Here is a 22671-nt window from a genome sequence, read left to right on the forward strand (position 1 = left end):
AAGTACTTCGGGTCCGGCATGGCAAGGACTTTGAAACGCTCAAGGTTGAAACGCCTAGTGGTCAGGTTGGGTGGGTCATAGTTGGAGAGGGAATCAAAGTCATATCGCGAGCCAATTGACCACCTTCACCGATGACCGCTCCCGGCCACGAGCAGTCCATGGCCAATGGCCAATGTCCAAGATTGCCAGCCGGACTCAAGTCAGAAAGGCTCCCTTTAACCCGCGATAGTCCTAGGTGGAAATGGTGGGTGTGACAAACCGAGACATTGAAAAGCTGCGTGAGCACTTGCAAGAATGGGTTGGTGGGAACGTATCCTTTAACGCCTTCCATGACGACCATGACAGGCTAATTCTGCGACTTGGGCACCCATCGAATGTCAAAGAATCGGTAGGACTATCTCTGTTTTACTGCACCTATGTGGCCGGCCCTGTGAGATGGACAGATTCCTACCTTGAGCCGAGCCTTTGGGTCCAACCGGACGGAGTTATCGGATTGGAACTCGCCGATGAAAAATCCGGATTCGTTGTGCGGTGTGCGGCGGCCACCTTGTACGGGCAACCTGAAATCACGATTCCACAGTCCTGACCGACATTAGGCGTCGCGGCACATCATGAGCCGACATGCTCGTGGTGGCTCGGCCACAGGCCGCTTCGGGCCAATTGCAGTCGCTCACGTGGGCCAAAGCATCGAGAGCGAGATGACAGCACACCAAACGGCAGTTCCAAGCAGCGAAAGGCGCTTGTTTTTGCTCCAGATGTATTCAGTCATACTTTCCGGTGGCTCGGGTCGATAGGTCGACCACCGGCTGCACTCCAATCACTTAAGTTCGGAGCTTGTACGAATGCTCAGCAGAGAAGACGAAATTTGGAATCGCGCAGCCATGAAGGCAGGTGGTCAGAATCCAGCTGAAGGGGACTTCCATCTTGCGTCAGCCTTACGCCTGCACAGTTTGGCGATGAACGGCGGCGTGCTCCATGCGCTGCAGGTCTTAACGGACCAGCAACGTCTGGCTGCGATAGACGGGTACAGATACTTCGGCTTTCACAAGGTCGCCGACCTCCTTTCGGAGCCTTTTGCGGATACGGATGAAGATGACAAGCGGTTAGAGAATGCTTATTGCATCGAGATTCCCCTGGACGAAACGCTCTTCAATGCGTTCTGTGCGAAGTATGCTGTTGATTCTGGGGCATTTGCTGCCTGACGCTTTTGGCCCGGCCAAGCGCATAGCTGATTTTGGAAATCACGTCAGAGCACGCTCCGGCGAGCGGTTCAAGGCGACCGTTGCTGTATAGACATCCCCAACATGACCTTCACACGCTCGCTGCTCATTGCAATCGCGGCAATGTTCCTCATGCTTACCGGTTGCCGGCGGAACTCGCCCGAAGCCGATTTCTGGCAATGGTTTCAGAAGAACGAAGCATCGCTCTTCGATTTTGAGCGCGACCAACGGGCAGTCTTCGATCGCTTGTCGGCTGAGATGCATAAAGTGGACCCCAGTCTTACATTTGAGTTTGGGCCAAAACAGGGTGGCCAACGTGAGTTCGTCATCAGTGCGGATGGCGTTCGCGCCGCCTTTCCGAGAGTTGTAAGCCTTGCCTCCTCAGCTCCCCCGCTACCTAGGTGGAAGATCATCAAGTTCCGCCCTCGAAGGGAGCCAGCCGATATTCAGTTCCACGGTGTCACTGTCAAAGCGCAGTCCGTCTCGGTGGAAATCCATCCTGACGGCGAAAAGGCTGCACTGACGGTACTCATTCCCGGCTACTCCGCGTCGCAGCGGCAGACGTTTGGAGGCATCGCATTCCTTTTTCTGGACCAAGCGCTAGGGGAGTTTGATGTCGAGACTCACGTAGGAAACGTCGACGTACGGGCGCCGTTACCAGACGATTCGAATGCTATTCCTCTCGAGGCCTTGCCGCGGGCGTTTGATGCTGCTGTTTTGAAGCGATGACGTTGCAGAACCCCTCTCGCTACTCGACCCCAGCCACTGATGCGAAATCCTTCTCTCCCGTATAAATTGGTCTACTGCGTGACGGCGGTCGCCTGCGGCCTGAGTAGCGCTCCCTCTATGGCGGAGCCGATCGACTGGCCAGAGCTACCGAAGACGGGCTTCGTCAGTCGGCGTCCCGCAACCGTGGATGACCTGAATCGTGGCTGCTCCGCCTTCTTGATTGGCGGTCCCGAGAAGTCGGCTGGAACGCCGCTCAATATCCAGATCCCTCAGTATGCGTTTCATGTGGATGGCGCCTCCGGTAAGAAGACCCCTGTCATAGTGGTGCAAGCCGAGGAGCAATCCGGGATAAAGGCCGTGGGCTACAAGGAAGTGAATACGTCAAGGACCGGCGCGGCACTCTTGAGTGAAATGCAGTTGTTGGGCACCAACAAGCCCCACTAACGTAGGAGCAAAATTGCTACCCGTTGAAGCTCAGTTCGCTCCTGGCCTGAAGGCGTTGGGGTTCAAGAAGAATGCAAGCACCTGGACGAGGGAAACGTCAGACGCATTTCAGGTCGTCAATCTGCAGAAGAGTGCGTTCGGCGAGCAGGTGTACGTGAATGTCGCGGTCTATTTGAAGGCGCTGGGCGACGAGACGTCTCCGCCTGAGCATCGGTGCCACATTCGTGCCCGACTGGAGCGTATTGCGCCGGAGAGCGTGTCCGAAGAAATCCGGTCGCTAAACGCTTCGCTCCCGATGCCGGCCTTACTCCTGTCGGCGCTGCTCGACCGCGCCGTGGCCTGGCTAGAACGTGTGTCCAGCCGGCCCGGGTTGGATTCATTTGTTGAGTCGGCAATGGCGAAACTCTGCTTTGTCCACGTCAAAGTGCGTGCTCATTTGACGACATTCACGCCGGAAGGCTGACACTGATCGGATTCTTTTCGGCGGGAGGCCGGCAGATGCAGATCCTTGAAACTGTCCAGAGCGCTTGGGGTTGGACCGGCATCAAGCCGGCGGAACTGATAGACGAGAACGATTTCGGCAATCTCATCATCAAGGACGTGCACGGACAGTACTGGCGTCTTTGCCCGGAAGATAGCTACTGCGAGGTAGTTGCGGCAGATCAACCAGCATTTGAGGTACTGGCCGCCGATAGTGAGTTTTTGGTGGACTGGCAGATGAGTGCGCTGGTGGATCAAGCAACGCAACGGCTTGGTCCGCTCGCGTCAGGGCGAAAGTATTGTCTCAAGATCCCCGGAGTGCTCGGCGGCGAGTACGGCGGCGATAACCTCGGAACAATCTCGACGGAGGAGCTCATACGCTTCTCTGGCGACATAGCTCAGCAGATTGCCAGTCTCCCGGACGGTACGCCGATCAAGCTTTCGGTTGTTGACTGATTGCGCTCGTAGGCCTCATTGCAAACCATCGCCATGTCAGACACGCCAATAGCCCAGCGGCATCGCAGTATCCGACGATTCTGGAATCCGATAGAGAGCAGATATCGGATCTACGAACGCCCGCCAACCATCGAAGTCTTGTGCGACCGATGTGGCCATCCGCTCGTGTTTCGTCCCGACCCGATTCCCACCCATCGTCATGATTCCGAAAGCGGTGGCTACGAGGTGCTACCAGGGAAGATAGGCGGTGTCATCGCGGGCCGCGGGGCCTGCGGAAATTGTGGAAGAGTCTCCAGTTCGACTCAATGGCCGGAGGCGGCGCGTATCAAGATCAGAGTGCCGGAAGGCATCTTATGGTCGTGGAACACAGAGCAGCTATTGGCGATCCGTGCCCTTGTCGCCGGCGACAAGGTTTCGCTGCGAAGGCTGCTGCTATCTGACCGGCGCTTGGCGAGAGTCGTTGGGCGTATTCCAAAGTTCGCTACTCTGAAACGAAACCGCGCCAGAATTCTCCGTTCGATCGATGCACTGCTGCGAGAGTAGGATGATCGGCAAGATTCGATATAAGCCCCGTGGCTGAGCGACATGGACCTGAAAATAGAGGGAAATGCCCATCTCGATGAACTCACAAGCGTCGAGAATCTTCTTCTCGTTACGCTGCGCGGAGATGGCGAAGAGTTTGGGTTTCAACAGAATGAAGTTGGCGAGAAGTTCGTGAGCCGGTTGGTTACAGGGGCATGTCTTCTAACGTCTTCGGAGGCTGCCGTAGTCAATACAGGCAACATGAGTTCTGTGATGGCCAGGCTAACACTTGGCAAGAAGTACGGAGTTCTGTTGCATGGAGGGGAGGCTCTGCATCAAGCCGAACGGGAGATCGCGGGGTATCTGTCAAAGAAGAAGCTGCATGACTTGAGGAAAACGAAGGGACTGGAAGCGGGACCATTGCAATCGCCCCACATCTTCTCGTTTCTCTTTGATGGAACTTCATTTGGCCAAATGGTGCAGAGGATGTTGTCGATATGTGACTATATTTCTATCTGGCCCAGGTATTGGGGGAGATGGGGAGAGCATTGCTATGTTTTGGCAAACGCCCCCGAAACTACGTCCGGCGTCATCAAAAGATTGTGGTTTGCCGTTCTAGAAGATAAATAAGTTTGCGGGCTCTTTTGTCAAGTAGTGGAGTGCCAATGCAATCTTGTCGTTTCGGGTGTCCAAACGACAGCGACAAGGAGTGATGCGTGATGGGGCAAAAAACGGCCTCCCCCGAGTTGGAGTTGTGCAGAAGAGTGGATGAGGTTCTGTACTATGCCTGGGACCCAATTGGAGTGTCATGGTGTCCCGCCGCCCGCGATGAATACCAGGCGTATCTGCCAACGGTGTTGGCCCTGTTGCAGGACGACGTGGGGGCGCCTTCTGTCGCCGCGTACCTGGACGAGGTAGCGACGGCCAGAATGGGGCTGGAAGCGAGGCCAGAGCATTCCCTGCGCACCGCCCAATTACTGCTCGAATGGAAGAGGGAGATCTACAGCAGACAATAGTAATGCCGTGGCGGACCGCTCGTGCAGCCAGCGGCAAGCCATCGTTACGCTTATGCGGACTTCCTGCCCGTTGCTATCTCATGGGCGGAGTTCTGCGAACGTTGGGTGCCCGGCCTGATCCGAGATGGGCTGCTTGCCGGCGTCAATCGGTCTGCGCCCAATGCGATGGGCTTTGACGTCGCTTCCGAGGACCCGCAGTCCAATGTAGAACATCGCCGTTAAGCTAGGGGTCTAACGTGCTTTCTAGAGAGAAACTGGCTTTTGTAGTAGCTCCACTATTTCCGTCGTTTTTTTTGCTGCTTGTATTCCGCGTGGCTGATATAAGACTGGCAGCATTTTTTCTTCTTTTCTCAATCCCGTTTAGCTACCTTCCTTGCCTTCTGCTGGGAATTCCGCTGACAAGGTGCTTGGGCAGGAGGAAATCTCTGACAGTGATAACAGTGACGCTATGTGGGATGCTCTTTGGAGTGCTGGTGTACTACGGCGCCGGATTTGCTATTGCTACCGTTCTCGGGTCGCAGAAATATTTTGTTCCAACATTGATGGACTGGGCGCCCGGCGCGCTGTTTGGATTCCTGGTGGCTCTTCCCTTCAGCCTTATTTCTGGGTTCCCGCTGAGCAGTCCGAAGAGATAGTGCTCCCACGGTGCGGATAGGCAAGCGATGGCGTTACCTTGGTAAGACATCATGTGGCAACCAATTGAAGAAGCAAGGCTGTGGACTCGGGTTCAGGCTGACATTCTGGGGCTGTCGCCAGTTGCGCGATCGCTGGTCCCGACGTTGTCTCGGCCTCTGGCTGCTTTGTATTGCGAGAGAACGAAGGGAAGCGCCGAGTGCCTATTCGTGATCGCTCGCGTAGGCGAGAGGGTCTTGGTGTATGACGACGTAGAGGAGGAATATGCAATCGCACATGTTCCTGAAGGCGGGCATCTGCGCAATTGGGAACTTTACGGTTCTCTCGAGGCGGCGCTCCTTGCGCTCTTTGCTAAACCGTAAGTGTTGCCGTCAACACCTACGCATATTTTGATGGCGGCCGCGCGCTGACGATAGACGCCTCAATTGGAGCATCAATGAAACGCTTGCGGTGGCTCTTCGTGTGCGCCCTTTGGAGTTTGGCCTCCACCAGCGCGCACGCCCTGACACCAGCTGCTGCGCTTTCGCACGTTTCCGACGTGGGTGCCAAACAGGCCGTATTGGACTACTACGAAACCCCGCAGTGGGACCACGTTGTTCGAGGTATCGCCTCGGGTGACAGCGATTGGCTGAAGGTGTACACGGCTTTGCGGGAGGCAGCAGATGCGGGAGCCGGCGAGGACCTTGGGGACGCGATCTACGACGCAGTTCCCAAACGCCCCTTCAATGTTTTGCCTCTGCTTGCGGAAAGCACCGGTAGATCCGCAAGGCAACTTTGCACCTTCACTTTCGAGTCCAAGTTGCCTGAAGGCGGGATCGGTGCATACCTCGACCGCCTCGATCGCGCCCTGGCTCAAGCGTTGAACGGAGAGCAGCGAAGAATGGCGGCAGCCTGCCGCGAGGGTATCAAGGCCACTAGGTGGCAGTTTGAGGCACCGTAGGCTGCCGACGCGACCAACCGGCCGCCCGTCCTACCCATGCGCCATCAGCTCCATGGCCGCGCGAGCCAGAAGCCCGCTGCGTGTTTCATGCCGTTTCTCGGCAAACCGATCCAGCTTTCTGAGCACGAAGCGGGGGAGTGACACGTTGATGCGCTCCGGGGTGCGGTCAAGCTCCTCGTCGTCGATTTCAACGAACGCCCAGATGGCACCCGCGTACTCGTCTTGCTTGGTCAGGTCTTCAATTGTCGAGCAGGTTGCGTCTACGTCTTCGCCGAGCGCTGCCAGTGTCTGCAGATGACCCGCGATGGCCTCCCGCGTGTTGCGGATGGCTTCATCGACGGTATCGCCCCACGAGTGCACGCCGGGAATATCCGGCACCGTGACGCCATAGACGCTCCCCTCGTCTTTGTGAATCGCGATGGGGAATTGCATGGCTTTTCTTCCTAGGTTGTTACGCGACCGGTTTTGCACCTCTGCGAAAAACCGCCGGCCTCACTTCAGGCCGGCGGCTTTCTGGATGCTTCGAACTGTTCCGATTGGCAGATCCTTCTTCGGGTGTGGCACCGTCACAAGGCCCCGCTTTTCCGGATGTTTGTAGTGATGATGGCTGCCAGTGATGCGCACCAACTGCCAGCCGTCATCGAGGAGCATCCGGATTAACTGCCCAGACTGCATGGGGGTCTCCGGTTGTTCTGTGTGTAATTCTACACACGGATGTGGCGGAGGCAAGAGGGAATGTGTAGTTATGTGTGGCTGGGGTGTTTGGGGCACGAGGCGCGGTGGCGGTACGCAGGCGGGCGGCGCGAATGACCCTCAGTTGAGCTGAGAGCGGCCGTCACGCGTTGGCGGCTAGGTGACGGCACGATGACAATTGCTGTTCTGTTTTAATTAACAACAGAATTCAATGTTAGTAACATCACTCTATGGAGCGCGCCGATCACGGCCTGTAGGCTTGTGCGTGACGGTGCAATCTCGCTCTCTCTCCACGTCTCCCGCACCGTCTTCCAGCGCAGCTCGGCTGCGCTTTTTCTTTTTCGCGCACGACGCGGCGACGGCCGATACCGTCGCATCGAGAGCGTCGCGGCGGCAGGATCGCGGAATCTCAAAGTGACATGAAATTGTCACAGATGTGCATTAAGCGCCTCGTGGTTGATTTGTGGGCGTCCCGTGCACAAAATGACTGCTAGGGGATAGTAGGCGGGGAACGTCATGCAAGGTTGGTCAATCCAGCAGTTCAAAGGCTGCTCGATACACGTGCTCGCTGTGCTCGGCCGCGGGTCCGAGTTCAGGTATGCATACACTGGATTCGTGTGCGCTCCGAAAGATGGAGGCACGGCATATCCGCAGATGCAGCGGTTCCACCATACATCTGCTGACTTCGATTCTTTCGACGCTGCGATATCTGCCGGCATGCGCGAGGGTCGCGCAATCGCCGAACGATGGTTTTCTATGGCGCTTGAGGATCAGAGCAAGGCTTTGTGACGCGACACCAGGCTGCTTATCGACGACTGCCGCGTCGCATGGACGTCGCCTGGTTGGTCAGGCGGTATGGACCGCTGTACCAGCGCACTCACTTGTGCACGCGCTCAAGACGCTCCCAATTTGCAAAAAAAAAGCGCCCCTGCACACACGGGCGCTGACGCCCCTACTATCGTAGGAGTCGTCGGAAAACGCGGCAGACGCAAGAGTTGGGACCAATGTGCTGCGCGCGCATCGCCATTTTCGACAGATTTAAAGAAGACTGAACCGCCCATTAGGAGGGGGAATTGACTTTTTATCTAATCATTAAGCGTATGAAATGGTTGTGCGTTAAAAGCGAAACGGAAACGAGTTTAAATGAGGAGCCGCTGTGCCGTTGAAGCTGTCCTACTTCTGATAGCGTGACCTCACCGGAGAACTCCGTAGCTACGGCGAATGCCATGTGGCGTACACGGTGCCCGCCATCGATCCACCCGATGACGGCTTCTATGTTGGTTATCATCAAGCCGATTGGCGTGTGTCTGCGCTGCCGGCCGACGGTGATGCGGGGCATGCTTGAGGCTCCGGCGCAGCAGTAGCGTACCGTTTCGAGAATTGCCCAGAATTTCGCCCGCCATCATGGCTCCCGCGCAGAACCATACGCCTCACCAGCCGGCTACCCCTAGTACGGAGCTTCTCCCTCCATTCTTAGCGTGTGCCGACGCGTGTGAACGCTTGGCTCGGTTGCCGGGCATCTCCGAGGAAATTGCCCTTGCCGCGCTGGAATGTAGCCACGCGTGCTACGTAGCCGCCGCGGTGCGGGCGCCTGATGAGAGGCAGGTTGCAGCGCTGATTTTCCGACAATGTATGCAGCGCTGCGTGGCCCTGGCTTTGGCCTGCGCTTTAGTCAGCGACGCAGCCCAATGCGTGGCGTTGTGTCGGGAATGCGAAGCGCTCTGTCGCGAGCGTTCCCAGCCTACAAAGCGCTGAGCCCGAGCCGCTTAAATACGATCATCGGAGAGAGGAGCAAGGCCTTGTGGCGACACTCATGTGGTGACTTGCCGATGCGCGTAATACGGCCGCAGCTTGTCCTCAAGAATCGCCTCTGACGCGTCTAGGTCGCGCGCTTCCGGGTTCAGCCACGCATCGATGTTCTCGGGCTTGATCGGAATGAGCACGCGGTCGTGGCCCGTCGCGGCAATCTCCGGTGGCGGATCCTCGGTGATGATGGCGAACGACAGCAGATCCTTTTCGCCGGGCTTGGTCGCGCGCCAGTGTGACCACACGCAGGCGACGAGCAGCGTCTGCGGCGGGTCGGGGCGGAATTCGAGCACGACGTTTGTGCCGTCCGGCTGCTTCACTTGTTCATAGAACGCGTCGACCAGGATCAGGCCGTGTGTGTGGCCGTATTGGCCTTTCCAGAAGCCGCGCAGGTTGTCGCGGCGGGCGCAGTAGGTGCCGGGATATTGCGTGTCGTAGAACGCAGGCTTGCCGGCAGGGCGGCAGTGGTAGCGCATCGGTTTGACGATGCGCCGGCCGTTCTCCATGACCATGACGGGCGCGTACCAGCCGGGGAAGATGCGCGAGTCGCGCGGGGCCAGATCGGTGCTCTTGAGTTCTTCGAGCTTGCCTTCGACCCAGGCGACCTTGTTTGAGGCCTTGCGCAGTTCTTCTGTCGCTGTTTTGGTGGCCTTCCGGGCGACTGCCGCTTCGGCCTTCGCCTTTCGCTCGCGCTGCTCGGCCAGCTGCTGCAGTAGCGCCACCTCATCTGCGGCCATGCGCGCGCGGATGACCTCGGCGATTTTCTTTTCTTCGTCAGTCTCGGGCGATTCGAGGAAGTGTGCGGTCATCGCCCTCGGGACGCGCATCTTCGGGTTGGCGAAGTACTCGACCACCATTCGCGTGAAATCGTCGAGCGACATGATGGCGCCGTACTCGTGTACGAACCGTCGATAGTCGGCTTCGATTTGGGCGGAGTAGCACATGGGCGCGGGGCTCCCGAGTGGGCTGTCTCATCATACGCTGCAGGGCGGCTTATCTTCGGTCACCTGGTGGTCGCTCCCCCCTGACCTTGACGATCATCTCTGACAGCCAGCTCTCTTGTTGCAGTGCTGCCCGCAAGGCCAACACCGCAGCGCCGAGCGGGTTGTCCGGGTAGACGAAATACTCTTCCGTTTCGACGCGCCAGGCGTGGTAACCGAGGACGTGGAGCGCGCGGATCTCCCAAAGGAGCCGCATGACGGTTTCGTTGTCGCGGTGCTCTTCGGCCAGCTTGTGGAGGTCGGCAAAAGTGAGCGCGGGAAAGCGCTCGCGGATGGATTTCGACATGGGCGCACCGTCACCATTTGCGAGCGTTACGCCTTGCCCGGCGGTCATGCGGGGAGGGCTCGGCCGGGCGGGACGCGCGTAACGCCTCATCCCGTGCAATGTCCTCGTGGAACCATGTCTCCGCGGCGAGTTCACGGTGCAGCGCTGCGACGGCAATGCCGAACCCGTCTGTTCGTCCGCCCGGGCCGGCCGCCTGAGCGACCTGGTGCACGCGATAGACGAGGTTGCGCAGGGCCTGCACTTCCATCACCAGCCGCCGCACAACGGGGTCGTGGCCATAGCGATCGCCGATGGCCTTCAGTTGCTCGGTGCTGAGCGCGGGGTATTCGATGCGGAGGGGGTAGGGCATGGTACGAGTACTGTATGTTTATACAGTATCGTAGGCCGGATGCTACGCGTCAACGTAGACAATGCAGACGTGGAGCGGGGCGCACTGTGCTGCGTATGCGCTTTGAGACACTTTGCACTTGCCGCTCGCCGGCGGGGTGCGGTTGCTCCCGCCTTACCTGCTGCACGAACTCAACTTGCGGCCCAGTTTCGGTTCTGTGGATGGAACAGTGCTCAGTCTCTTTATGGAACGTAACGCGAGCACGTTTGCTTGCCTAGCCGCGCCTTCCTCCATGAGAGATGGAAGGCCGTGCAGTCCTTCTCCTATGCCTTCCACTTCAAAGTACCGTAGGATCTTTTCGGCGAAGCCTTCGGGGCAGTAGAACGTACGGCCTTCAGACAAAGATGTTCCTGTCACAGCTGCCCAGCCCCCCTCGGGAACAAAGCAATTGCGGCCAAAGTAGTAAAAGCGTTTCGCAATCAGCACGTTCCGGCCAGAGGTGTCGCGCTTCGCATCTTTTCGCGTGTGGAAGCGGTTTTCCAGTTGGCTGTACTGGCCGAGGTGGTCGAGGTAGTAGATGTTGTCTCCGCACAGGTCGATAGCGTTGGCCGACTCGCGCGGCGGTCGCTTGACTGCGAAGCGACTGTCATCAAAGTACTCGTGCAATGCCAAGACCTCACTGATCTGCATTAGGTAAATGAGCCCGCCGCGCGGGATGTCTACCCCCTGCCGCCTGGCAGTGTCTACGAGTTTTTTTGAGGCAAAGCCAGCCACCCATTCGCCTACGCTTCGCTTTGCCCGAATCCTTGGCTTACAGGTTGCAAGGGTTAGAACACCGTGGAACGGATTAGGAGCGAACCCAGTATCGTGGGTCATCTTGTATCCCATCGTGATGCTCATACCAACACCCCTTGTCAGATTCCGTGATCCAGAATTAGACGCTGCAGCCATTTGGCAGCGTCCTGGCATTCCCCGACGTCGATTACAAATTCTTGGCCTTTACCCACGGTTTGGAGAGTGACGTGGTCTTGCTCCGCAAGCCACCGTGCTGGCTTTGGGTGGTAGCTGAGTGTGGGTCGCGAGGGATCGTTGAGTGTCCATCGTGGCAGGCGCCAAATCGAGCGAGTGTGGCCGGGGGCGGTCAACTGCAGGCTGGGCCCCCAATTCCGGAACGTGCCTGCCGCAGGTACTCTGTCGCGCATCCCCGAAAGGCTGTCGCCGGCGACATAGAGTGTGTTGTTCTTGCCGATCACGCTGGCGTGCTGCACGTGCGGATGGTCCTCCAGCCACGCGGGGCATCCGAATGTCCCTACCTCGAGCACTTCTCCTACTTGGAGCCAGCCGAACAAAGCATGAATGTCGGGTGCGCCGCGCACGTATTGCAATTTGCCCGCGGCAAGCTCCGTTTGGCGGAACCACCCAAAAAACAGGAAGACGTCCCCTGGTCCTACGCTTTGATTAGCGAGATGTCTTTGCGCTGAACCGACCTGTCCGAGGGTTGCGCGCCATCCGGGCTTCCGCTCGACAGCGCTGGCACTGAGGTCCGGGTCCAGGTGCACGGAACTGTGCTCAGTGATAGCGCCTTTTGTCAGGTCGCTCGCCAGCTTATCGACCGGGCCCAGAGCGCACTCGAGATCGCCGAGCGGGCGGCCGTAACGAGACGGAATAGGAAAAGAGAGCAGCGAGCCATCCGGAAGGATGGGGCTCGGGACTCGGCCGTACTGGGAGTCGAAACCCTTTCGACTAAAGATGATTCGCAAATGCAACTCCTAGTCGGATAGTGTCGCCGCGTCTTTGACGTTCCTTCCCCACTTTGCCAGCAACTTGCCAACGTAGAAATCCCGGCGCCGGGGGTAATCAAAATTGACGGTTCGGTCCCTTATTGTTGCCGGCCATTGACGAATTGCCCGCGTTGCCAAGGCGTCGAGGCGAGATCCTAAGGTGGCGCCCCGTGGGAATACTGGTCTAGGGACCCGCGTACTGCCTCATAGAGACACGGGTGAGTATTCCCGCGAAACCGCCGTTAAGGCGCGTCCAGCCTGTATCGGTGAGTCAGATTGTGATTCTGGTTGTCGTGGGTTCGAATCCCATCAGTCACCCCAAAGTTTCAGTAAAAAAGCCCGCTTTTGCGGGCTTTTTTACGTCTGGGCGCAATGTCTATGCGTCAGCGACCACCGTGCCTTGGTGGTACACAACCTTCCAGCCATCCGCCGTTCGCCGCCACAACGTCGCCCGCCGTGTCGTCCGGTTCGACTGCACCAGGGTGTAGGTCAGCAAGTAGTTGTCCGGTGCAATCTCCTGGCAGCGGAAATCACGCGTTTGCCAGAAATCCTCGCCGATATGGCCGTGCCGCGCATCGAGAACGCCGAGCACATAGCTGCGGCTGTAGCGCTGGCCCGAGGCACCGGTTTCCCAGAAATCTTCCGTGGTCATGCGCTCGAAGTCTTCGCGGCGCGTGCCGAATTCCGGGCGATGGAAAATGGGCTCACGCCGGCGCAGTTCTTCCAGCACGTTCAGCAGACCGGGGGCGGTATCCAGAGACGGTTCCATGCGGCAAGCCTCCTGGGAAAGCTCCAAGCATACTGCGCAACTGGCGTGGTTTAACGTTTTTCGCGGTGCACAATGCGTAGCTGGCACTTCGCCCCTATGATGGCGCCTTCGCCTTTTCCGGAATCCACTTCGATGCAACGCACTGCCCGTATTGGCCTGTCTTCGCTGACGATCGCACTGTCGCTGGCTTGCGGCGCCGGCGCCTTTGCCGCCACGCTTCAGAAACCGCAACTCGACGCGCTGCTCGCCGCCGAACAATCCAAGGCATCGGCTGACCTGAACAGCTTTCTCGCGGCAGCCGCGAAGGCCGATCCGCAAGTTGCAGGCAGTGTCGCCGCGTATCAGAAGAAAGCCCCGCTTGCCGGCGATGACCTCGTCAATATCGGGCGCCTGCTGGGTCTGTACAACCGCCTGCACAACCAGCAGGCCGTGATTGCTTCGATCGAGAAGATGGTCGCGCTGCCGACAGTGCGCGACGACAAGATTCCGCAGTACGAAAACCCCGCCATTGTCGCGTTTGGCAAGCTGGTCGAAGGCATGGCGCGCGACTTCGGCCTGAAATACCGCAACGTCGACAACCGCGTCTTTGAAGTCACGCTGCCCGGCACCGGCTCGGACGAATTCGGCATCCTGACCCACGCCGACGTCGTGCCCGCAAAGGCTGAGGAATGGGTGCTCGGCGACGGCACCAAGCTCGATCCGTTCAAGGTCACGCGTGTCGGCAATCTGCTGTACGGCCGCGGCACGATTGACGACAAGGGCTCGATTGCCGCCGCGATGTACGCCATGAAAACCGTCAAGGACAGCGGCGTGCCGCTCGCCCGGACCATCCGCCTGATGATCGAAACCACCGAGGAAACCGGGGGCGACGGCATGAAGTATTACCGTGAGCACACGCAATTGCCTGCGTACAACATCGTGCTCGACAGCAAGTATCCGGCCGTGGTCGCGGAGAAAGGTTCGGGTGCGCTCAAGGTGTTCTTTCCCGCGCAGCCTGCCGATGCTTCGCATACGGCCATCGTTTCGATGACGGGTGCGGCGTCGGCCAGCTCCATCCCGCAAACGGCCACCGCCACGCTCAAGGGTGGGGATCTGGGCGTGGCCGCCGCCGCGCTCGAAGCCAAACGCGACGCGTTTGTGAACAGCCTCGCGGCGCAAGGCAAGTTCTCGATCGACATCGCGCGCACGGCGGACAGCATCGTCGTGAAGGTGACCGGCACGTCGGCGCACGGCTCGCGTCCGGAAGAGGGCGTCAACCCGCTGCCGCGCCTGGCGCTGTTCCTGCGCGCAGCCGATCTTGGCTTGGCAGACAACGCCTACGCCCACGCCGTGCGGTATCTGACTGATGTGTACGGCACCGATTACCTCGGCAACACCATGGGCGTCGCCTACAAGGACGACTTCATGGGTCCACTGACCATTTCACCCACCGTGATCGGTGACAAGAATGGCCGCGTGGAGGTGACCGCCAACGTGCGCATGCCGCGCGGCAAAACGCCCGACGCACTGCGCGGCGAGATCGCCGGCAAGATCAACGCGTGGGCCAACGCCAACCATGTCGCCCTCGAGATCAACCACGACCAGGGCAACTGGATGGCGCGCGATCCGAAGGGCGCGTGGTTGTCGACGCTGCTCAACATTTACGGCGACACCACGGGCCTCGATGCCAAGCCCGTGCCGACGGCCGGCAGCACGACGGCCAAGCTGATGCCGAACGCCATCAATTTCGGCCCCGCCATGCCGGGCAAGAAATACACCGCGCACAACGCCAACGAGTACAAGGAGGTGCCGGACCTCGACCTCGATATGCAGATGTTCACCGAGATGCTGGTGCGCATCGGCAATCTCCCGTCGATGCAATAACCGACACCGACGGGCGATCGCCATGAACATCATCCGCGCCAAATCGTTCACTGCCGAGCGTGCCTGGGGCGCGCTCGATATTGCCAATATGGGCGGCATTACCACGCGCCTGCACTGGACGGACCAGCCTTATCGCTGGCACGTAAACGATGGCGAGGAAGTGTTCGTGGTGCTCGACGGCACGGTCGACATGCATTACCGCGAAGCCGGCGAAGAGAAGGTCGCCACGCTGCAGCCCGGCGACATCTTTTTTGCCGGTGTCGGCTGCGAGCACGTGGCGCATCCGCGCGGCGAGGCACGGATTCTCGTTGTCGAAAAAGCGGGGAGTGTTTAGAGCCCCCGGCCGCCGCAGCGAAAAAAAAAAGCCCGCAATCTGCGGGCTTCGAATTCAGCGATCTCATTGCCCCTGAGGGCACTGGCAATACTACTGTCACGTACGCCAAACAACATCGGGGTAAACGTCCGTTTTGCTGGCGGAACACCGTCGAATGTGCCTCTGCGTCAACTTCCGGACAGAAAAAACAGCCCGCTCAAACGGCGGGCCGAAAATCAGTTGAAGAAAGCCCTGTCCTCAGGGCACCGCAAGTGTATGAAATCAGTTGCGGCGGCAGCATTGGGGTATGCCCTGATCGGGCGCCGCAACGCGCTTTGCGGCTCTTGCCCGTCGTTCTTTTCCTCAGCAGCTTTCGGCTCCGGCGGCACGTGAGGCCACCGGGATCGCATCCAGCATGCGGCAGATGGCGGCCATGCTGCCGACCATCGTACGGCGCTGCTCCCCCTGATAGATGCGCACGCCCTGGGTTTGGCGGAAGGGCACCGGCTGTACCGGGCGGCGGCGGGAAGACATCGATCCGAGTCGCATGGCAGACCTCGTGAGTTCGGGTGGAAAAGCGAGTGGCAAGACTCCGCCCTGGCGAGCCCGTGGCTCACCTCCAGGTTGGATCAAACAGCGAAGATTTGGCGCGGAGATGCGCCGAAGACTTATGGAGCGGCAGGCCTGATCAGACCGACGGCCAAGCCCTCCAGGTGAAACTCATCACGATCCAGATCAACGTGGATCGGTTCGAAATCCGGATTCTCGGCAATCAGTTCGACATGGCGGCCCTTGCGCTGGAAGCGCTTGACCGTCACGTCGTCGCCAAGTCGGGCCACGACGATCTTGCCGTTGGTGGCTTCGGCGGCTCGTTGCACGGCCAGGAGGTCGCCATCCAGAATGCCGGCGTCGCGCATGCTCATGCCGCGCACCTTCAACAGAAAATCGGGCTGCGCCGAGAACAGCGACGGATCGACCTGATACTGGCGATCGATGTGCTCTGCAGCCAGGATCGGACTACCGGCGGCCACGCGGCCCACCAGCGGGAGTGTCAGTTGCATCAACCCCATCGACGGCAGCGAGAACTGATGCTGCGCCGTGTCGCCTGCCGCCCGCAGCCGAATGCCACGCGAGGCGCCCGGCGTCAGTTCGATCACGCCCTTGCGTGCCAGCGCGCGCAGGTGTTCCTCGGCCGCATTGGGCGACGAGAAGCCGAACTCCGCGGCGATCTCGGCGCGCGTGGGCGGAAAGCCCGTGCGCTGGATCGTCTGGCGGATCAGGTCGTAAATCTGCTGTTGGCGGGGGGTGAGGGTGGCCATTGGCGTACTGTATATTTGAACAGGTGCTGTGATTTTATACAGTGACGCAGGAAGCGCAAGTGATTTTGTTGTGACCTGTTGCGCGCGCGCCCAGTCCTTCTGATCGGCGTCAAAACCTACGCGACTGGTTAGAAGCTTATGCGCAATCCATGCAGGCGCGGCCGCAGGGAATCGCATAAAATCAAGGCCTTGACCGATTTTTGCATCGCCACATAACCCGATTGAGCTTCATTGGGTTGGCCCGAATGTCACCATGTCCGCCTTCAATCAAGAGACCGTTCTGAGCGTCCATCACTGGAATGACTCGCTGTTCAGCTTCAAGACCACGCGCGACCAGGCGCTGCGCTTCCATAACGGCCACTTCGTCATGATCGGGCTGGAGGTTGAAGGCAAGCCGCTGATGCGCGCCTACAGCATCGCAAGCCCGAACTACGAAGAGCACCTCGAGTTCTTCAGCATCAAGGTGCAAAACGGTCCGCTGACGTCGCGACTGCAGCATCTGAAGGTGGGCGACAAGCTGCTGGTGAGCAAGAAGCCCGTCGGCACGCTCGTGCTGGATGACCTGCTGCCCGGCAAGAACCTGTACCTGTTCGGTACCGGCACGGGTCTCGCGCCGTTCATGAGCATCATCCAGGACCCGGATACCTACGAGCGCTTCGAGAAGGTCGTGCTGCTGCACGGTGTGCGCCAGGTGAGTGAATTGGCTTATGCCGACTTCATTACCAGCGAGCTGCCGAACAACGAATTCTTCGGCGATCAGGTGCGCGAGAAACTGATCTACTACCCCACCGTCACGCGCGAACCGTTCCGCAACATGGGGCGCCTGACGGACCTCGTCGACAGCGGCAAGCTGTCTGCCGACATCGGCCTGCCCCCGATGGACCCTGCAGTCGACCGCGCCATGATCTGCGGCAGCCCGGCCATGCTGGAAGACACCTGCAAGCTGCTCGACGCCCGCGGTTTCAAGATCTCGCCACGTATGGGCGAAGCGGGCGACTACGTGATCGAGCGCGCCTTCGTCGAGAAATAATCGATACGGCTTCTGCTGCAAACGCCGGCCTGTGTGCCGGCGTTTTGTTTTTGTGGGCGCCCCGGGCAATCCCGCGTCGGCAAAGGCGCGGCGGGCGGCTACAATGCGCGCCTTGCCCACCACGCATGTCTGCAACGATGTCCTTGCCTACCATCGCCATCCTCGCCACCGGCGGCACGATCGCCGGCTCTGCCGACGACGCTGGCTCCGCCGCACGCTATCGCGCTGGCGCCGTCCCCATCGATCAACTGCTCGCGGCCAGCAAGCTTGGCTTGGAGCGCCTCGCCAACGTGCGTGCCGAGCAGGTCGCACAGATCGACAGCAAGGACCTGACGTTCGACGTATGGGAAAAGCTGGTGGCCCGTATCCGTCATTGGATCGACGTCGAGCGTGTGGACGGCGTGGTCATCACGCACGGCACCGACACGCTGGAAGAAACCGCGATGCTGCTGCACCTGACCCAGCAGACCGATACGCCGATCGTCCTGACGGCGGCGATGCGGCCGTCGACCTCGCTGTCGGCGGATGGTCCGTTGAATCTGCTGAATGCGGTGCGGCTGGCGGCCAGCCCGTCTGCACGCGGGTGCGGTGTTCTCGTCGCGCTTAACCAGCGGGTGCATGCCGCCCGCGATGTGCAGAAGGGTCACACCTACGCAGTGGAGGCGTTTGTTTCGCCGGATGCGGGGCCGTTGGGTTTCGTGCTCGACGCCCAGGTGCAGTTCCAGCGGGCGGCGCAGCGTGTGGCTGCGGAAGACGTCTTGCCGATGCCGCCAGCGGGCCAGTGGCCATGGGTTGAAGTGCTGGCGAGCTATGCGCAGCCTGATGCGCGTCTGGTCGATGCGTTGGTCGATGCCGGGGTGAAGGGATTGGTGATTGCCGCAACTGGGGCCGGCTCCATCCACGCCAATCTTGAAGCGGCGCTGAACCGGGCCAGTCAGCAGGGTGTTTTCGTTGTGCGCTCAACCCGTACCGGTGCCGGCGTGGTGCCCGCGCAGCCGGGCGCGGAACGCTGGGCTGCAAGCGGCTCGCTCAATCCATATAAGGCGCGTGTGCTGCTGACGTTGCTTCTGGCATCGGGCCGCGCCCAGGCAGAAGTTGCCTCCCTGCAGCAAGTCATTGATCGATATTGAAAAAATCGCCAAAGCCTGCGTATAATGGCAGGCTAACCAACCTTGCTGCACCGGAGTGTGACGCCCGGGCGGCTTAATCCACAAGGAGCGTCAATGCGTCATTACGAAATCGTATTCATCGTCCATCCGGACCAGAGCGAGCAAGTGCCCGCGATGATCGAGCGCTACAAGAGCACGGTCACCACGCAAGGCGGCCAAGTGCACCGCGTCGAAGACTGGGGCCGTCGTCAACTGGCCTACATGATCCAGAAGCTCGCGAAGGCTCACTACGTGTGCATGAACATCGAGTGCGGCAAGGAAACCCTGGCTGAACTCGAACACGCGTTCAAGTTCAACGACGCCGTGCTGCGTCACCTCATCGTTCAGACCAAGAAGGCTGAAACGGCTCCGTCGCCGATGATGAAGGAAGTCGCACGCGAAGAGGCCAAGAAGGCCGCTGCTCAGACCGAACAGGCCGCCTGATGCCGCGCGGTGCTGCGCAAGCCTGATCGCGCATCGCCAGCATGAACGAAGCCCACGGGGACAACGCCATCAACCATCTGCAGCTCGTCGCCACTTTGGTCGAGCGCGAGGTGATGCGATACACCCCAGCCGGCGTGCCGATCGTCAATTGTCTGCTTGCATACAGCGGACAGGTGATCGAAGCGCAGACAGTGCGACAGATCGAGTTTTCGATGGAAGCACTGGCCGCCGGCAAGATGGCTTCCGTTCTGGATCGCATCGCTCCGGGCACCGTCCTGGATTGCGTCGGATTCCTGGCCCGCAAGCACCGCAGCAGTAAGGCACTGGTCTTTCACATCTCCGGATGTAACGTATTCGTAAAGGATTGAATCATGGCATTCATGAACAAGAAGCAGCGCGACGCGAAGAACAAGAAGCGCTTCCAGCAGCAAAACCCGTTGTTCAAGCGCAAGAAGTTCTGCCGCTTCACCGTGGCCGGCGTTGAGCAGATCGACTACAAGGATCTGGACACGCTCAAGGACTTCATTGGCGAGAACGGCAAGATCACCCCGGCCCGCCTGACCGGCACGCGCGCGATCTATCAGCGCCAGCTGGACACGGCCATCAAGCGCGCACGTTTCCTCGCGCTGATGCCGTACACCGATCAGCACAAGCACTAATCAGCGGGATAAGGAGAACTCACAATGCAAATTATTCTGCTCGAGAAGGTCGTCAACCTGGGCAACCTGGGCGACGTGGTGCGCGTGAAGGACGGTTACGCTCGTAACTTCCTGATCCCGAACAAGCAAGCCCGCCGCGCTACCGATTCCGCCATCAAGGAATTCGAAGCCCGCCGCGCTGAACTGGAAAAGCTGGCTGCTGAAAAGCTGGCTGCTGCGCAAGCCGAAGGCGAAAAGCTGAACGGCCTGACGCTGCAACTGTCGCAAAAGGCTGGTGTGGATGGCCGTCTGTTCGGCTCCGTCACCAACCACGACATCGCTGAGGCACTGGTTGCACAAGGCTTCAAGGTCGAGAAGGCGCAAGTGCGCCTGCCGAACGGCCCGCTGAAGACCGTGGGCGACCACCCGGTCGTCGTGTCGCTGCACACCGACGTGGCAGTTGACGTGAACGTGTCGGTGCAGGGCGAGTCGGTCTAAGCACGCACGCAGTACCTCGCGGCGCCCGGGTCACCCGTCGACGCGAGTCAAGAAGGCAGGGACGAAAGTCTCTGCCTTTTTTTGTTGTCCTTTGTGTCAGGGGTTCAGATTGAAGACTGAGCAGCGCCGTTATAATCCCGCCATGAACGCGCCCTCCGATCCCCAGCTCGATTCCCTCAAGGTGCCGCCGCACTCCATCGAGGCCGAACAATCGGTGCTCGGCGGGTTGCTGCTGGATAACGCCGCCTGGGATCGCATTGCCGATTTCATCAACGAGCACGATTTCTACCGCTACGACCACCGGCTGATTTTCCACAACATTGGCAAGCTGATCTCGCAGGCCAAGCCGGCCGACGTGATCACGGTGTACGAGCAGTTGCAGGCTGCCGGCAAAGCGGAAGAGGTGGGCGGTCTGGCCTACCTGAACGCCCTGGCACAGAACACGCCGAGCGCCGCTAACATCCGCCGCTATGCGGAAATTGTTCGTGACCGCGGTGTGCTGCGCCAGCTGGTGACGATTGCGGATGAGATCTCCGCCGGCGCTTTCAACCCGCAGGGCCGCGACGTGCGGCAGCTGCTGGACGAAGCCGAATCCAAGGTATTTGCGATTGCGGAAGAGGGCTCCCGCGGGCAGAAGGGCTTCCTGGAAATCCAGCCGCTGCTGACGCAGGTGGTCGAGCGCATCGACGAGCTGTACCACCGCGACAATCAGAGCGACATCACCGGTGTGCCAACCGGCTTCGTTGACCTCGACCGCATGACCAGCGGTATGCAGGGCGGCGATTTGATCATCGTTGCCGGTCGCCCCTCGATGGGTAAGACGGCGTTCTCGCTCAATATCGGCGAACACGTTGCGGTGGAGCAGGGCCTGCCGGTGGCCGTGTTCTCGATGGAAATGGCGGGCACGCAGCTCGCCATGCGTATGTTGGGTTCCGTCGGCCGATTGGATCAGCACCGCCTGCGTACCGGCCGACTGCTCGACGAGGATTGGCCGCGCCTGACGCACGCCATCCAGAAGATGAATGACGCGCAGCTCTTCATTGATGAGACCCCTGCGTTGAACCCGATGGAATTGCGGGCGCGTTCGCGCCGGCTTGCACGGCAGTGCGGGCAGCTGGGCCTGATCGTCATCGACTACCTGCAGCTGATGTCGGGCTCGGGCGGCGGCGAAAACCGGGCGACTGAAATTTCCGAAATCTCGCGTTCGCTGAAGGGCCTGGCGAAGGAACTCAACTGCCCGGTGATTGCGCTGTCGCAGTTGAACCGAAGCTTGGAACAGCGTCCGAACAAGCGTCCGGTGATGTCGGACTTGCGTGAATCCGGCGCTATTGAACAGGATGCCGACGTGATCCTGTTCATTTATCGTGACCAGGTCTACAACCCCGATTCTCCGGACAAGGGGACGGCCGAAATCATCATCGGTAAGCAGCGTAACGGCCCGATTGGTACCGTTCGTCTCACGTTCCTGGGTGAATACACGAAGTTCGATAATTTCACCGGGGGCAATGCCTTCTTTGACAACGATACGTAACGTGTAATACGTGTCGGCCGGTCACAACGTGCCGCGTGTCGCGGTGCCGGTTCCGGTAAAATATTGCGTTTTAATGACAGCGCCGGCGGTGATCCCGTCCGGCGTTGTTTTTACGACTCCTGCTTTTCCCGTTCCCAAGGATCATCATGTTCGGTCGCTTCATGCCCACCGAAGGCAAGTTTTTTGAGTACTTCAACCAGCACGCCGAGTGCGCCGTCAAGGCGGCCCACGCGCTCACGGAACTGGTCAATGACTTGCCCAATGCCGAAATGCATGCACGCAATGTGCAGAACTTTGAAAAGAAAGCCGATCGCATCACGCATGACACGATCGAGCTGCTGCACAAGACCTTCATCACGCCGCTCGACCGTGACGAGATCCACAAGCTGATCACGACGATGGACGACATCCTCGACCTGATGGAAGACGTGTCGCTCACCATCTCGTTGTACGACGTGACCAACCTGACGGACGAATCGCGCCAGCTTGCGACGATCTGTGTGGCGTGCTGCGAGGAAGTCCGCAAGGCGGTCGCGCTGCTCAGCGACATGAACAACGGCCGTCAGATTCTGACCATCGCCCAGGAAATCGACCGCCTTGAGTCGGAAGCCGATCGTGTGATGCGCGCTGCGATGGCCAAGCTGTTCCGCACCGAAAACGACATCAAGCTGCTGATCAAACTGAAGGCTATCTACGAGCAGCTGGAAAGCATCACCGACCGTTGCGAGGATGTCGCCAACATCATCGAAGGCATCGTGCTCGAAAACGCCTGACGAGACGACG

Annotated in this window: 28 protein-coding genes; 18 read left to right on the forward strand and 10 right to left on the reverse strand. The window is 59.5% G+C overall.

All coding sequences use genetic code 11. The features are described 5' to 3' along the window. Positions 1–842: 842 nt before the first annotated feature. The 8 genes from R2676_RS25760 (at position 843) to R2676_RS25795 (ending at position 6440) form a co-directional block, all read left to right on the forward strand. Complete coding sequence (locus R2676_RS25760; RefSeq protein ID WP_206271939.1) at positions 843–1202, forward strand: hypothetical protein; 360 nt, start codon at positions 843–845, stop codon at positions 1200–1202. Between the two features lie 102 nt (positions 1203–1304). Further along, positions 1305–1949, forward strand: coding sequence for a hypothetical protein (locus tag R2676_RS25765; RefSeq protein WP_206271940.1), 645 nt, complete (start codon positions 1305–1307; stop codon positions 1947–1949). A gap of 39 nt (positions 1950–1988) precedes the next feature. After that, entirely contained in the window at positions 1989–2393 is a 405-nt protein-coding gene (locus tag R2676_RS25770) for a hypothetical protein (RefSeq protein ID WP_206271941.1), read from the forward strand. A 13-nt stretch (positions 2394–2406) separates the two neighbouring features. After that, positions 2407–2856: a DUF4304 domain-containing protein gene (locus R2676_RS25775; RefSeq protein WP_206271942.1), complete on the forward strand. Its 450-nt coding sequence runs from the start codon at positions 2407–2409 to the stop codon at positions 2854–2856. 35 nt (positions 2857–2891) lie between these two features. Beyond that, positions 2892–3329 (forward strand): T6SS immunity protein Tdi1 domain-containing protein, encoded by a 438-nt coding sequence (locus R2676_RS25780; protein ID WP_206271943.1) that lies wholly within the window; start codon positions 2892–2894, stop codon positions 3327–3329. Positions 3330–3914: 585 nt separating this feature from the next. After that, positions 3915–4481 carry a hypothetical protein gene (locus R2676_RS25785; RefSeq protein ID WP_206271944.1) on the forward strand — a complete coding sequence of 189 codons (567 nt, stop codon included), beginning with the start codon at positions 3915–3917 and terminating at the stop codon, positions 4479–4481. A gap of 407 nt (positions 4482–4888) precedes the next feature. Further along, on the forward strand, positions 4889–5089 hold the full coding sequence (locus R2676_RS25790; protein WP_206271945.1) for a DUF2750 domain-containing protein: 201 nt from the start codon (positions 4889–4891) through the stop codon (positions 5087–5089). An 847-nt stretch (positions 5090–5936) separates the two neighbouring features. Further along, positions 5937–6440 (forward strand): hypothetical protein, encoded by a 504-nt coding sequence (locus R2676_RS25795; protein WP_316857685.1) that lies wholly within the window; start codon positions 5937–5939, stop codon positions 6438–6440. Between the two features lie 30 nt (positions 6441–6470). On the opposite strand, the gene R2676_RS25800 is transcribed toward R2676_RS25795, so the two are convergent. The 8 genes from R2676_RS25800 to R2676_RS25835 form a co-directional block, all read right to left on the reverse strand. After that, a complete protein-coding gene (locus tag R2676_RS25800) occupies positions 6471–6872 on the reverse strand; it encodes a type II toxin-antitoxin system HicB family antitoxin (protein ID WP_206271946.1) in 402 nt (133 codons plus the stop codon). 60 nt (positions 6873–6932) lie between these two features. Next, positions 6933–7115 (reverse strand): type II toxin-antitoxin system HicA family toxin, encoded by a 183-nt coding sequence (locus tag R2676_RS25805; RefSeq protein WP_102066951.1) that lies wholly within the window; start codon positions 7113–7115, stop codon positions 6933–6935. Between the two features lie 1829 nt (positions 7116–8944). After that, positions 8945–9883 carry an SOS response-associated peptidase family protein gene (locus R2676_RS25810; protein WP_206271948.1) on the reverse strand — a complete coding sequence of 313 codons (939 nt, stop codon included), beginning with the start codon at positions 9881–9883 and terminating at the stop codon, positions 8945–8947. A 49-nt stretch (positions 9884–9932) separates the two neighbouring features. Then, positions 9933–10226, reverse strand: coding sequence for a hypothetical protein (locus tag R2676_RS25815; RefSeq protein ID WP_206271949.1), 294 nt, complete (start codon positions 10224–10226; stop codon positions 9933–9935). Positions 10227–10236: 10 nt separating this feature from the next. Then, positions 10237–10575 (reverse strand): hypothetical protein, encoded by a 339-nt coding sequence (locus R2676_RS25820; protein ID WP_206271950.1) that lies wholly within the window; start codon positions 10573–10575, stop codon positions 10237–10239. Between the two features lie 153 nt (positions 10576–10728). Beyond that, positions 10729–11454 (reverse strand): Nmad2 family putative nucleotide modification protein, encoded by a 726-nt coding sequence (locus R2676_RS25825; RefSeq protein WP_206271951.1) that lies wholly within the window; start codon positions 11452–11454, stop codon positions 10729–10731. A gap of 14 nt (positions 11455–11468) precedes the next feature. Further along, the gene (locus R2676_RS25830) at positions 11469–12314 is read right to left on the reverse strand and encodes an Nmad3 family putative nucleotide modification protein (RefSeq protein ID WP_206271952.1); all 846 of its coding nucleotides are present in this window, start codon (positions 12312–12314) and stop codon (positions 11469–11471) included. A gap of 397 nt (positions 12315–12711) precedes the next feature. Further along, entirely contained in the window at positions 12712–13104 is a 393-nt protein-coding gene (locus tag R2676_RS25835; protein WP_027677559.1) for a nuclear transport factor 2 family protein, read from the reverse strand. Positions 13105–13236: 132 nt separating this feature from the next. Here R2676_RS25835 and R2676_RS25840 point away from each other — a divergent pair, with 132 nt between their 5' ends. Together R2676_RS25840 and R2676_RS25845 are read left to right on the forward strand one after the other, a co-directional pair. Then, positions 13237–14967: a dipeptidase gene (locus R2676_RS25840; protein ID WP_206271953.1), complete on the forward strand. Its 1731-nt coding sequence runs from the start codon at positions 13237–13239 to the stop codon at positions 14965–14967. A 22-nt stretch (positions 14968–14989) separates the two neighbouring features. Further along, complete coding sequence (locus R2676_RS25845; RefSeq protein WP_206271954.1) at positions 14990–15301, forward strand: cupin domain-containing protein; 312 nt, start codon at positions 14990–14992, stop codon at positions 15299–15301. A gap of 342 nt (positions 15302–15643) precedes the next feature. Here the strand turns inward: R2676_RS25845 and R2676_RS25850 are convergent, their stop codons facing one another. After that, the gene (locus R2676_RS25850) at positions 15644–15829 is read right to left on the reverse strand and encodes a hypothetical protein (RefSeq protein WP_027677557.1); all 186 of its coding nucleotides are present in this window, start codon (positions 15827–15829) and stop codon (positions 15644–15646) included. 119 nt (positions 15830–15948) lie between these two features. Next, on the reverse strand, positions 15949–16599 hold the full coding sequence (lexA, locus tag R2676_RS25855) for a transcriptional repressor LexA (RefSeq protein ID WP_027677556.1): 651 nt from the start codon (positions 16597–16599) through the stop codon (positions 15949–15951). 253 nt (positions 16600–16852) lie between these two features. On the opposite strand from lexA, the gene R2676_RS25860 reads away from it, so the two are divergent. From R2676_RS25860 to R2676_RS25895, 8 genes are all read left to right on the forward strand, one after another. Next, positions 16853–17629, forward strand: a complete 777-nt coding sequence (locus R2676_RS25860; RefSeq protein ID WP_027677555.1) for a ferredoxin--NADP reductase — start codon at positions 16853–16855, stop codon at positions 17627–17629. A gap of 137 nt (positions 17630–17766) precedes the next feature. Beyond that, a complete protein-coding gene (locus R2676_RS25865; RefSeq protein WP_206271971.1) occupies positions 17767–18759 on the forward strand; it encodes an asparaginase in 993 nt (330 codons plus the stop codon). Between the two features lie 93 nt (positions 18760–18852). Continuing rightward, a complete protein-coding gene (gene rpsF / locus R2676_RS25870) occupies positions 18853–19221 on the forward strand; it encodes a 30S ribosomal protein S6 (RefSeq protein ID WP_039595966.1) in 369 nt (122 codons plus the stop codon). Between the two features lie 41 nt (positions 19222–19262). Then, a complete protein-coding gene (priB, locus tag R2676_RS25875) occupies positions 19263–19589 on the forward strand; it encodes a primosomal replication protein N (protein WP_027677552.1) in 327 nt (108 codons plus the stop codon). 12 nt (positions 19590–19601) lie between these two features. Then, complete coding sequence (rpsR, locus tag R2676_RS25880; RefSeq protein ID WP_037022304.1) at positions 19602–19880, forward strand: 30S ribosomal protein S18; 279 nt, start codon at positions 19602–19604, stop codon at positions 19878–19880. A 24-nt stretch (positions 19881–19904) separates the two neighbouring features. Continuing rightward, a complete protein-coding gene (gene rplI, locus R2676_RS25885; RefSeq protein ID WP_206271955.1) occupies positions 19905–20357 on the forward strand; it encodes a 50S ribosomal protein L9 in 453 nt (150 codons plus the stop codon). A gap of 142 nt (positions 20358–20499) precedes the next feature. Then, on the forward strand, positions 20500–21888 hold the full coding sequence (locus R2676_RS25890; protein WP_027677550.1) for a replicative DNA helicase: 1389 nt from the start codon (positions 20500–20502) through the stop codon (positions 21886–21888). 146 nt (positions 21889–22034) lie between these two features. Continuing rightward, positions 22035–22661: a DUF47 domain-containing protein gene (locus tag R2676_RS25895; protein WP_206271956.1), complete on the forward strand. Its 627-nt coding sequence runs from the start codon at positions 22035–22037 to the stop codon at positions 22659–22661. Positions 22662–22671: the final 10 nt, after the last annotated feature.

Source organism: Ralstonia flatus (genome assembly GCF_958439105.1).
Lineage (GTDB): Bacteria > Pseudomonadota > Gammaproteobacteria > Burkholderiales > Burkholderiaceae > Ralstonia > Ralstonia flatus.